Here is a 12,852-nt window from a genome sequence, read left to right as displayed (position 1 = left end):
CGCGATCGGCTGGCACCGCATCAACGGCGACACCAACATCGCCCGCGCCAACCGCCGCTCCGACCGCCGATCACACGACCTCATCGACGCCGTGACCAGCAGTTACACCAACACGCAATGACCCTGGCGGACGAACTTCCTACCTCGACTCCCTCGTCCCGAGGCCGGTCAATTGCTCGGAAGGCTCACCATTGGCCGCAGTTAAGTCGGCGCAGTCGGTTGCTGCCTTACTTAGCTTCACCCTCTGATCCTTCACTGGAACCCGTAAGGTCCCTCTGCCGCTCCTCGCCGGTGTCGAAAAACGCCGACAGATAGGCGTCCGGAGGAAGCACGCTCTCTCTCATCAGCGAGTAGACCTCCGCGCCATGGCCGAGCCCATCAGACATTCGGTATGCCTGCGCCAGGCCGAGGTAGCGGCAGCCAACCCCGTTTGCGTAATCGGCAGCCTCGGCCTCGGCCAAGGCAACGGCCGCGTCAAAGCTCACCGCCCACCACACCGACAGACGCTCCTCGTACACGACCGGCGCGTCGACACCGTACTGAAATATGCACCGCACCGAGTACCATCCCCGGCTGCGTGCCTGGTCATCATCCTGCACATCGCTCACCGGCCTATCCTGCCGTATGGTTCCGGTCCCCAACCCCTGCAGGGTCACCTGCACAAACAACTAGGCTGCACGGTGCGCGTCCAACACGCCGAAGCTACATATGCCTCGTGACCCGCGAAAAGCGGACGTCGTTCAAGTCGCAAACGGGGACAGCCGTTAACTTGACAGACCCCCGCCGCAAGGAGTCCACACAGGGCAGCACCTGAATCTCCCGTCGATGTTCGTCGACCGCGAGGACGGCTTGCATTTCACGTAGGACAGGCTGGAGGCTGTAACTTCAATGACGGCCAGAGTGAACCACGAGCAGCGAATGGTGCGCGAGCCTGGGCAGCACGATGAAGTGACAGCATGGCCAACTCCGCGATTGGGTTTGGCACCTCTCCGAAACGCGTGGTTACCCTCCCAATCCGGGCTCCCAGTTAATGGTAGCCTGAATCCTCCTGATGCCCGGCTGCTTACGACTGGCCTGTTCATTGCGGAGAGTAATAGACCGTCATGTTCGGCCAAGTTCCGTAATCATTTACTTCGTCGTCACTGTAGGTAATGCCGAGGATCTCCGCTCCGGCACCTTCATGCAATTTTTCTATGGACTGTGCTAGATGTCTCAGCAGGTTTGGCACACTACCTTGGTCTTCACCAGCAGGTAGGCTAAGTAAGAAATAATTGCATGTCCAATCACCTGGCTGCTCCTTCATGGCGACCACACCTTTCGCTAGACCGAACACTAAGATAAAGCAGGATTAAAGAAGCAGGCAACAACGCAGAGCACGATAGCTCCTACTGTTATTATTGCTCCTCCCACAGCAGCCGCCCCCTGCGAACTAGGTGCCTGGAAATTTACGCCACCTTCCGTAGAATCGGGTGCCGAATTTTGGTCTTTATCCGCACCGTACTGGCTCTGACGCTTCTGGGCATTGCGGGCGCCGGCCGCCTTCTCATTAGTGTTTGTCTTCTTCTTTGCCGAAGCATACGCCTTTTTGTCGACAGGCCGCCCATGAGCCTTGTCGTCGAGCGCCTTTTGTTCTGCATCGGTGAGCTGTTCGAAAATCTTCCGCTTCCCTCGTCCACCAGATGCAGCCCAGCAGACGTCAGAATCCCTGCACTCTTCCACCTCTTGCACCTGCTGCCGATGGAGGCGCTCGTTTCGGGCTATCAGCTCGTCAGCCTCCTGGCGCGCCCTGCGCTCCTCATTGCTCAGACAACTGTCCGGCTTTGGACAAATAGATCGACCAGGCCGCCGGGGAGCAGCACCAGAGCCGCCGTTACGCCCTTGCGCCTTGGTGCTGCTCTTGCCGTTCTTCTGACCCCACTCCAAATTCTTCGGGGTACCGCAGCCTTCAGGACACCCGGTAGCAGGGTTATATCCGTAACAATCGAATTCACGGCAGTCGGCAGGGATCAGGCCAGTTGGGTCGCTTAGTGTTACCGGCGTATTCTTGGCGTAGGTATATGCGTTCCATTGTTGAGGGTCACCACTTGCGATCAGCGGATCAACCGATACAAAGCGGCCGACCGCAGGATCGTAGGCGCGTGCCCCGACAATCGTTAGATCTGTGGAACTCATCGGCTTGTTAAGGAAGCCACGGTTGTCCGGGGCGCTGATCGACGCTCCACGAGGTGCGCCGTACGGGGTGTACTGCCGCCAAGTGGGGCTTTGGGCGGTGTTATCGAGGTACAGGGCAGGTGTGCCTTGTTGGTCGGCGATGGCAAAGGTGTAGGCGGTGCCGGTGCCGGTGCGGATGCAACTGCCGCCGCCGGGAAGATCGTAGTAGCGGCTACCTCCAATAGCGCTCGTGGTCGTGTTCAGAGTGATTTGCTGCCCGGGGAGGTAGAGAGTGTTCTTGCCAGGCTCCTTCTGCAGGAGCACATCGCCGTCAGCGTCGTAGATGAAGGTGATGTTGCCGGTGGCGCCGCCAGTGACACCTGTGAGTTTCCCGGCGTCGTCCCAGACGAGGGTTTGGTTTCCTTGAGCGGCGTTGCGCACAGTGGTGTTGCCGGCTTTGTCATACGTGTATGACACGGCGCCGGTCGAACCGCCGGTTGTAGTGGTGGAGGTCAGGGTGTGGGGTTGGTTTTGCCCGTTGCCGTCGTAGGTATAGCTGGTGGTGGTGTCGGTTCCGCCGGCGGTCAGGTTGTGTGCGACCTGCCTGGTGCGGTTGCCGATGAGGTCGATCTGCCAGCTGGTCCAGTAGGCGCTACCGGCGCCGATGGTGTTGCCGACCATGGACTTGTTGGCATCGGTGGGCGCGGTGGCGCAGGCGTCGGTGGCGGTCCAGGCTTCGGTGAGTCGGGCGAGGTCGTCGTATCCGTAGCACTGGGTTTCGGCCGGGGTGACGGCGCCGTAGCGCTTGCTGATCTTTTGGGTGATGTTGCCGGCGGGGTCGTACTCGTATTCCTGCGTGTCCACGGTTGCTGGTGTCGTGGTGGATCGGGTGATGGTTTGGTTCTTCAGTCGGCTGTTGTGGGTGTCGTAGATGTTGGTGACGTTGGCGTAGCTGGTGGAGGATCCGATTTGTTGCTGGGTCACCCGGCCCCAGGCGTCGTAGCTGACGTTTTGGGTGTATCCGGCGAGGCCGCCGATTCTGTTGGGGAGGTCGAACGCGCCGGTGGTGCCGTGCACCACGGTTTCGTAGGGGAGGCTGCCCTTCGATGGGTAGGTGTCGGTCAGGGGTAGGCCCAGTACGGAGGTGTAGGTGTGTCCGAAGACGTACGATCCGGCGAGTGCGCCTTCGCTGGCGGGGATGGTGATGGTGACGCCGAGGCTGTTGCCGAAGACGTCGAATCCCTTTTGTTGGGTGGTGTAGGCCTGGCCGTCGCGGTAGGCGATGGTGGTGGTCAACTGGCCGATCGGGTTGGTGACGCCGGAGACGGTGTTGCTGTTGTCGTAGATCCACGCGTTGCGTTGGTTCGCCGCCGACTGGGTCTCGACGGAGGCGGCGTACTCCCCAGTCTTACGGTTGAGCGCGTCGTAGGTGTAGGACAGCGTCTTGTCTCGCCCGTCGGTGGACTGGGTGAGGTTGCCGTTGGCGTCGTAGCGCATGGTGCTGTCGCCCGCGTCGGGGTCGGACTTGGCGACGACCTGTCCGAGCAGGTTGTAGGTGGAGGTCCAGACGTTGCTCGTGGCGCCGGGGGTGGCTTGGCTTCCCGCGTCGGTGAGGGTGGCTTGGTTGCCGTGGCTGTCGTAGCCGTACTTGCTCACGGCGGCCGTGCCGCCGGTGACGGTGAAGGCGCCGCTGAAGGTGTCCGCTGGCGTAATCAGCGTGGGCTTACTGCTGTATTCGTGCAGTTCGCTCTTGCGGCCCAGAGGGTCAGTCACCGTGGCGGTCACGACGCCGCCCTGGGGCGGGATCACGGTGGTGCGGTCACCGCCGTGGGCGGTGGTGGTCGTCGAGACGGTCACACCGTTCTTCGCGGCGACGACGATGACCGGCCGGCCGAGCCCGTCGTAGGTGGTGAAAGTCTGGTTCGGGACCTGCTTACCCAGGTCCCTCGCTGACACCGGGGTGGTGACCTGTGGCAGGTTGGCGTCGTCCCACCAACCGTTGTTCGAGGCGCGGACCCAGCCGTGGGTGTCGTAGAACGTGTCGGTGACCATTCGTCCGCCCTGCGCGGTCGGGGTCATCGTTTGGGTTTGGCGGCTGCGCAGCAGGGCGTCGTAGATCGTGACCGCACTCGTGTACTGCTCGGAGTTGTTCATCGTCTGGCTGAGCACGGCGGTCACACCGGTCTTGGACACGGTGTAGCTGAACTTGTGGTTGGCCGTTTTGCTGGTGGGCCGGGAGTTCAGCCACACCGCGGTGTTTCGGCCTACCGCGTCGTACTGCTGCCGGGTCGTGACCTGGTTGGCGTCCGTGCTGGTCAGCACGCTTCCCCGGCGTGGGTTGACGGTGGTGGACACCGACTGGTTCAACGCGTTCGTCGTCGACGTTCCGACGACGAGATTCGCCGCGTTCATCGTGAAGCCGCTCGCGGTCTTGTTGCCCCTGCCGTCGTAGCTGTCGGCGACTCGACCGAAGAAGTCGTAGGTCGACCTGCTGGCGGTCTGCCACTGGTAGGTGCTGGAGGTCCAGTCCGCCGCGAGTTGGGTCATGGTGGGGTTGCCCGCGGTGGGCGCGGTGGGCTGGGGGAAAGTGGTGGAGAAATCGGTGTCGTCGTAGAAGGTACGTTGCGCCTTCACCACCTGGGCCGGTCGGTTGACCGTTGTCGGGGCGGACAGGGTGTTGACGCTTCCGGGCTCACTGGCCGGGCTGCCCTGCTGGAAACCCGCGCAGGCGACGGCGACGGTTTCGGTTTCGGCGACCAAGCCGACCAGGTTCTTGCCGGTGTTGACCGGCGCGTAGGTGTAGGTGCTGCACTGGTCGTAGGCCGGGTCGGCGGGCACGGTGTAGGTGTAGCTGTGCTTGAGCTCGCCGAGAGTCGCACTGGTGATGTTCGCGTCGTAGCTGCTGTCGGTGGCGGTGTACCGCCAGGTTGTCGACGTCCCGCTGGTGATCGCCTGCCGGCTGTAGGTCTTGATCGGCTGTACCCATTGGGCGGTCAGGGCAGCCAGGCCCGTCCGGCTACGGGTGGCGGTCGCCCCGGACACCCAGTACGAGGTGATCGTCGACGAGTCGACCCGCCCGTTCTCGCCGAGATATCGAGTTGATTCGAGTTCCTTGCCGGCGAGTTCGTCGATGTCCTCGTGACTACCGCCGGCGGAGTCGGTCAGGGTGACCGTCGTGGTGGTGTTGTTCTTGGACATGCCCCGGTAGTAGGCGACGTCGGCCTGGGTGCGTCGGTCGTTGACGCCATCGCCGGTGAACGTCCTCACCTTGGCGTAGCCGCGGAACTGACCGTAGGTACGGTACTTGGCCTTGACGACCTCGTTCTCATCGACGTGCCACGCCGCGCCGCCCAGATACTGGTAACTGGTCGACAAGGCGGCGGCGCCGCCGGTCGGGTCGGTGGAGGTCACCCGGGTGACGGCGTACTTGTGGAACCAGTCCTTCTTCTGCTCGGTCACCCCGTCCGGGGTCCAGTAGGCCGGGTAGCACGACTTGGTGTTGTTGGCCGGATCGGTCGTGACCGGGGCCGCGCAGGGCGCGGGCAGCTCGTAGCTGGGATTGATCACCGAGCCGGTTTCGGTAGTGATGGTGGCGATACGTCGCCGGTAGAACGCCGACAGCCCTCCGGCGACGTCGACTCTGTTGGCCAGCTTGATGTCTGTGAAGGACACCGATGGCAAGGTGATCGCATCGGCCGACCCGCCGGCGCTGAGGTCGTGCCCGGTACGGGTGATCGAGGTCAGCCACAGCGTCGGGGAGGTGGCATCACCGGTGGCGGGCATCGTCTGCGACAGCGCGTAGGAGTCAACCTTCTCGTGCTTCGACGTCGTCGTGTCGTACTGCTGCGTCTCGATGGAGGTCAGGCGAACGGTGGAGAAGAACGACGGGCTCCAGTCGTCGCAGTCGGCACCGGAGTCACAGACCAGGTCGTACGGTACGTCCGGCCAGTTCGCCTTCGTGGAGGCGTTCAACGGCTTACACGTTCCGGACACGCACCGGGCGTCGGAGTTGAACACGACCCGGTTCGGCACGGTGCCGTAGGCGCCGCCCGCGGTGAAGCCGTAGTCGATGCGCGCGAGGTGGCTGTCGCGGATGTACGACACGTCGCTGGCACCCATGTTGCGGCCGTAGAAGTTGGTGTCCTGGTCGTAGTAGTAGGCCATCGCGTTGCCGTGCACGTCGGTGACGTAGTCGAGGTTCCACCGGTAGGCCATCGTGCACACCGACGCGGTGAAGCCCGATGACTGGTAGCAGGGGTCACCGGAGTGCGGGGAGTACACGGGCGTGTGATCGACGGAGTTCGTCACGGTCTTGCCGGAAGTCCAGCCCGGCAACCGGTTGCGTCCGAACTCGTACACGGTGCCGTCGCGCAGCGTCACCCGCCAGTAGTCGGTGTTGTAGGTGCCGGACCCGTTGCCGGAGTTCTCGACGTGGGTGACGACCTCACCGTTGTCCGACTCGGGCTTCCACACCTTTTTGGTCGCGTCCCACACCAACGCCGTCGACGACCCGTTCAACGACAGGGTGAGGATCGGCCCGTCGTAGCAGCGGTCGGATGTCTTCACCGGTGACGCCGACCCGCCTGGGTCATCCATGCACGAGGCGAACGTCTGCTCGACGTACGAGTGTGGGGTCGACCAGCCGTCACCCACCCACGAGGACTGCGCGTTGGTGGACGCCGTCTGCCCGTCCACGCTGCCCGAGTCGTACGACAGCGCCACCGTCGGCGTCAGGTCCGACGCTGCAGGAGGGACCGTGATCGGATACGAGTAGGTGAAGGACCCGGTGTTCCCACCGCCGCTCCACGACCCGGACGGCTTCAGGTCCGTCGCCGCGTAGGTGCCCCCGTCGCCGCCGTTGTCGGCCGCGCTCGCCACCACCGCCAGCACCGTGGAACCGCTGGCCTTCTGGACGTCGGTAGCCGCCAGCGGGATCTCCGCAGACACCGATCGCGCCGCGAGATCATTGGTCGCCGCCAGGGGTGTCGCTGTGCGGCACTGCGCCGCCTTCGGTGTCGTCAACGCGCAGGCGGGTAGCCGCACCAGCGTCAACCGTGAGCCGTAGTTGCCGCCGAAGACCTCCGCGAACGCGCCGTAGTCCACGCCGACACGAACCGGGCCAGAACCAGGAGTATCCACCGGACGCACCGACAGCAGCACGCCATCGACCCCGGCGGCCTTGGCCGCGGTCGGCTCGGCGACCTGCACGTCCACGCTCGACGGAGCCGCGTACCGACCGGCGACCGCCACGGGCTGCGCCCAGACGGGCGTGCCCGCCGCACGCGCCTTCACCGGAGCCGCCGACCGATCAGTCGGCGGCGTCAACGCCAGCCGCGCAGAAGACGCCTTCGGCCACGAGGTCCGCGTCGGCGTGTAGGAGTGCTTCGCCCCGTCCGGTGGCTTCACGAACCTCGTCGGTAGCGGCTTGACCCCCTTGACCGACGGTCCGGGCGACGTCGCCGGAGGCTCCGCCGGCTGGTCGTCTCGCGGTTTGGCCGAAGCCGGTGAACCCGACAGCAGACCCGCAATCAACGATGCGCCCACCACCATCGCGACCAGTCGTCTGCGCCGAGTTAGCAAACGCGTACCCCCGTGCCCGACCATCCGAACCCACCCCTGCGACATAGAAGAAAGGCCACGCAGAGTGGCTGTTCGCACACGCTCGCGGCGCGGAATAATCTTTCACGTCCTACGACCCGGATGGTCACGGGCAAGTAACGATTGATCATGTTTGGGTGAGCAAAGCGCTCCAGTTGCTTCGAAAGGGACAGGTCCGCGTGAGGTGAACGTTCCTCGAAGGCGGTACGCGGTGCTTCACTGTGGCCGCGTCGGACGCGGACCTCGCGCTCCGGACAACAGCCATGGGGGAGGCACCTCTTCATGCCCGGGAAACGGCATACCTACGGGGCGAGAAGCCACAGGATGGTCACCGCCGCAGGCGTGGCCGCCAGCGTTCTCGCCGCCAGCACCATCATGACCTTGACCGCCACACCCGTAGCCGCCTCGGCCTCCACCTCGGCGAAACCTGCGGCGAGGACGGGCGCGTCACTCGGCGTCGACCAGGCCATGGCGCAGGCCAAACGAACCGGTAAGCCGGTCGAGGCAACCGCCGCAGGCTCACCCACCACGACGGTCACCGCCAACCCCGACGGCGTGGTCGAGTTGACCCAGAGCGCCGTGCCGACCCGTACACGGGTTGCCGGCCAGTGGAAGAACCTCGACCCAACGCTGGTTCGGCACCCCGACGGCAGCATCACTGCGGCCGTCACGACAACACCGGTCCGCGTGTCTGCCGGCGGAGCCGGGCCCTTCGCTGAGATGACCAGCGGCGACCGTCACTTCGCCATGGCCATCGCTCCGGCGCTGCCGACACCGATCCTTTCCGGCCCGACCGCGACGTACACCGAGGTGTTTCCCGGCGTGGACCTCGTCATTCGGGTTACGGGCGAGGGCTCCTTCTCCCACGTCTTCGTCGTCAAGAACTCCGCCGCAGCGGCCAACCCCCAGCTCGCCAGCATCGAGCTGACCACCACCACCACGGGCGTCACCCTCACCTCGGACGAGGTCGGAAATATCACCGGCCGGGACCGGGCGAACCAGCCCGTGCTCACCGCGCCGGCGCCAGCCATGTGGGACTCCACCGGCACCGCCCCGGCCGCTCGTGCACCCGTTTCCACTGTTGTCGCCCCGGGTCCGGGTGCCCAGACCGCCGCGGTAGACGTGGCGATCACGCCCGGGAAGTTGAACCTGACCCCGAACAACAAATTGCTGGCCGACCCGAAGACGGTCTACCCGGTCTACATCGACCCAACATTCAATTGGACGCCAGTTGGACAGAGCATGTCCGGCTGGGCGACGATTTCCTATCAGCACCAGTCGAGCAATTACTGGAAGAACACTCCCGACCCTGATGGGCATATGCAGGTCGGCAACACCGGCAGCCAACGCCGCAACACGCTGATCAACTTCCCCGTGCCCTACGGGACGTTGAAGGGTGCGGAAATCCTCGACGCACAATTTAAGATCACGAATACGTGGTCGTGGAGTTGCACCGCCAAGACCGTCAACATCTACGGCCCCAGCACGACATTGGCCCAGTCCAACGCCACCTGGGGTTACTGGGAAGGCGTCAGCAAGGGCAGTGCAATCGCCTCGAAGAGCTTTGCCTACGGCTACAGTGGCTGCCCCGCCGACGGTGTCTCCTTCGACATCAGCGGCCAAATCAGAACCGACGTCGCCAACCAAAAGGCGGTCCGCACGTTGTGGATGGTGGCTGGGAACGAAGCCACCGACATCGAGAGCTGGAAAAAGTTCCTCGCGACCAGCCCTACCCTCACCATCCGCTACAACCACACGCCCAACACCCCGACCGGGATGAAGACTGCTCCCACCACGGCATGCGCGGCTGCCACCCCCACGGTCGTCGGTGATACAGAGGTCACGCTCTACGCCCCGGTGTCCGACCCCAACGGTGGCACGCTCGGTGTGAGCTTCAAGCTGTGGAAAGACAGCGACCCCGCCCAGAAAGCCATTGTCACCAGCGACCCGAACCTGCTCACCTACCCGTCGGGCAGCACTGCGGTCCGCATCGCTCCTCTGGACATACTCAGGGAGAATTCACAGGACGCCGCCGGCAAGCCAGTGGTCACGACCTTCGCCTGGGCAGTGCAGGTCACCGACTTCCGCAAGCCCAGCGCCTGGTCGGCGACATGCCGGTTCACCTTCGACGCCACACGTGCGGCACCGCCGACGGTGATCCCGCCGGAAACGAGCAAAGTAGGCGAGGCCGCCACATTCCAGGTCAAGGCTCCCCTGAACGGCCCCAAACCAACCAGCTACGCCTACCAGCTCAACGAGATGCCCCCACTCACCAGTCAGGCCGACGCCAACGGCAACGCCACCATCACCATCACCCCGACCCGCTTCACCAACACCCTGAGTGTCACCAGCGTCACCGCGAACGGAACGAACTTCGGCGACACCACGCCCTGGATATTCAACTCTGTGCGGCCGACCATGCGCGCGGTTGACGCAGACCTCACCGGCGACGGCAGACCAGACCTCGTCACAGTCGGCTCCGTCAACAACCTCAAGCCAGGCATCTGGCTCGCCGAGAACAATGGCACCACCGGTGTCAATCCGCGGATCACCAACATCGGCACCCGCGGCAACGGCTTCAGCGGCACCAACTCACCCGCCGAGTTCGACGGAGCGCAAGTGATCACCGGACGGTTCACCGGAACCGGCCTTCAAGACGTCCTGGCCTACTACCCCACCAACGGCACCGGCAGCGTCACCGCCGGCAACGGCGACGGAACCACACCAACTCCAGTCCTGGACGTCAGCCAGTTCAACCTCCTGACCGACCAGCTAGCGGACGAATACGGGCAGCTACCGATCCAACTCGCCAACGCGGGAGACAGCCGCCGAGGTGCCTTCGAATTTCCCGACCTGATCGGCACCAGCGGCGACCCGTCCACCGGGTATCGACTGACCTACTACCCGAGCCTCGGCGAGATTTCCGCGAGCTTCATGACGCGTTCGACCGGAGCTCTCACCCCCACGGGCGACACCGCCTGGAACAACTGGACGCTGGCCACCACACAAATGAGCACCGGCACCGCGATGTTCCTGTGGAACAAGACGACCGGCGCACTACACCTGTGGTCCGACCTCACCTTCAGCGAGGAAACCGGACAGCTGACCTACACGCCGCGAATCCTCGCCAACTCCGGCTGGAACACCGGCGCCTCACTCATGCTGCGCAGCGCCGACTTCGACCTCAACGGCACCCCCGACCTCGCGACCATCGGCGCGGGCGCGACAACGACGATGTGGTTGGTGAACAACCTGCAAGCCAGCAGCGCCACCATCACCGCGCAGCCGCCACAGACCCTCATCACCTCGCAACACACCTGGCAACTCGACGACAACAAGGACGCCCAGGTCACCACCGCCGAAGACGTATCGGGTGGCAAAGCACTCAGCCTCGAGGACCCCGACCAGGCCGCGGACAAGATCCACGCCAGGTGGCGTAGCGACGAACTGTTCAGCCCCGCCCTGTTCCTCAACGTCGATGACACCGGCACGCAGGTTGTCTCTCAAGGCAACAGCGCGCTCTACAACGCCGCGCCGCTGATCGACACCACCAAATCGTTCAGCATCTCGGTGTGGGCCAAGCCGACCGGCGCCGGCGGCGTCATCGCCAGCGAGGACGGCGCCAACGCCTCACGCTTCCTGCTCTGGAACAACGCCAGCGACAACACCTGGCGCTTCGGCCTGGGCAACACCGACAGCAGCTGGTCCTACACCCAAGTCGTGACCCCAGCCGGCACCGCACTCGGCGTCTGGACACACCTCGTCGCCACCTACAACGCCGACACCCGAACCATCTCCCTCTACGTCAACAACCAACTCAAGGGCAGCGCCCAGTTCACCGCCACGCCGACCTGGCCCAGCACCGGCAAATTCGTCGTCGGCCGCTACAAGTATTTGGGCGCGCCCACCGCCTACTACGCCGGCATGCTCAGCAACCTCGAGGTGTGGAACCGGACCCTCACGCCGCAGCAAGCGCAGGCAAGCGCCGCCGCGACCGGACCTTTCACCTCGTTCGGCGCGACGACCTGGACGCCGCCCGGCACCGGCACCCCGCAGACCGACGTCTACACCGCCGACACCAGCGGCAACCTGTGGAAATACCACCGACAGGACAATCAGCTCAATACCGCTCCCAGCCTCGTGTCGACGGGATGGAACCAATTCACCAGCCTCGGCATCGCCGACATGGACCACGACGGATACCAAGACCTCGTCGTTCGCGACAACACCTCCTGCAACCTCCAGGTCTTCCTCGGCACCACGGACGACCTCAGCCCAACGCCCACATTCCTCGGCAGCGGCTGGTGCAGCTACCGCCCATTCGGGGTAGCCGACTGGAACAGAGACGGCTACCACGACGTCATCGCCGCCGACTCCACCGGCCAAATGTGGAACTACCCCGGCGACCTCAAGGGCGGCAAGACGGCCCGGGTAGGACTCGGCGGAGGCTGGACGACCGACTTCAGCCCATTCGGCATCGCCAACGTCGTCGGTGACACCACCCCAGACATCTACACCCGACTCGCGAGCACCAGCATCCTTCGCCTCTACGACGTCCCGGTCACCGGCGTGACGCAGGTAGGAGTCGGCTGGGGCGGCTACACCTCATTCGGACTGACCGACTTCAACCGCGACGGCAAACCGGACATCATCGCCCGAGACAACTCCACCGGCAACCTCTGGATGTACCCCGGCGCCGCAGGCGGCCTGCTGGGCACCCGCACACAAATCGCTAGCGGCTGGTGAACCACCGGGCGTGGGCCGGGCACTGCGGTACCCGGCCCACCCCACGTTCAGCGCAACCAGCGAGAGGCAAGGGCAGCACTAGCACTCCGGCCGCGGGACTGTAAAAAGAACGGTGTAACTCCTGATCAAGGAGACGCACCTGATGACCATGACGACTGACGCCGTGGATACTGCCGCGGTGGCGAAGAAGCAGCAGCAGCCTGGCCTGCCGGCCGGGGCGAACGACGACCTGATCGGCCAGCTCGTCGAGCAGGCCCGGACCTCGGGCCTGCAACTGACCGGTGAGGGCGGGCTGCTGCAGCAGCTGACCAAGCGTGTGATCGAGGCTGCGATGGACGGTGAAATCACCGACCACCT

General features: G+C 64.4%; 4 protein-coding genes. 1 reads left to right on the top strand and 3 read right to left on the bottom strand.

Features of this window, described 5'->3' with window-relative positions; translation table 11 throughout:
- Positions 1–227 precede the first annotated feature (227 nt).
- The 3 genes from F8271_RS25160 to F8271_RS34025 form a co-directional block, all read right to left on the bottom strand.
- The gene (locus F8271_RS25160) at positions 228–608 is read right to left on the bottom strand and encodes a hypothetical protein (protein WP_225854741.1); all 381 of its coding nucleotides are present in this window, start codon (positions 606–608) and stop codon (positions 228–230) included.
- A gap of 470 nt (positions 609–1,078) precedes the next feature.
- Positions 1,079–1,303 carry a hypothetical protein gene (locus tag F8271_RS25155; protein ID WP_151492300.1) on the bottom strand — a complete coding sequence of 75 codons (225 nt, stop codon included), beginning with the start codon at positions 1,301–1,303 and terminating at the stop codon, positions 1,079–1,081.
- A gap of 29 nt (positions 1,304–1,332) precedes the next feature.
- Positions 1,333–7,701, bottom strand: a complete 6,369-nt coding sequence (locus F8271_RS34025; protein ID WP_305069493.1) for an RHS repeat-associated core domain-containing protein — start codon at positions 7,699–7,701, stop codon at positions 1,333–1,335.
- A 372-nt stretch (positions 7,702–8,073) separates the two neighbouring features.
- Here F8271_RS34025 and F8271_RS25145 point away from each other — a divergent pair, with 372 nt between their 5' ends.
- Positions 8,074–12,495: a LamG-like jellyroll fold domain-containing protein gene (locus tag F8271_RS25145; protein ID WP_151492298.1), complete on the top strand. Its 4,422-nt coding sequence runs from the start codon at positions 8,074–8,076 to the stop codon at positions 12,493–12,495.
- The last annotated feature ends 357 nt before the right edge of the window (positions 12,496–12,852 follow it).

Source organism: Micromonospora sp. ALFpr18c (assembly GCF_008868155.1).
Taxonomy (GTDB): Bacteria; Actinomycetota; Actinomycetes; order Mycobacteriales; family Micromonosporaceae; genus Micromonospora.
The sequence above is the reverse complement of the archived record's forward strand: the minus strand, read 5'-3'. Positions and strand labels throughout refer to the sequence as shown.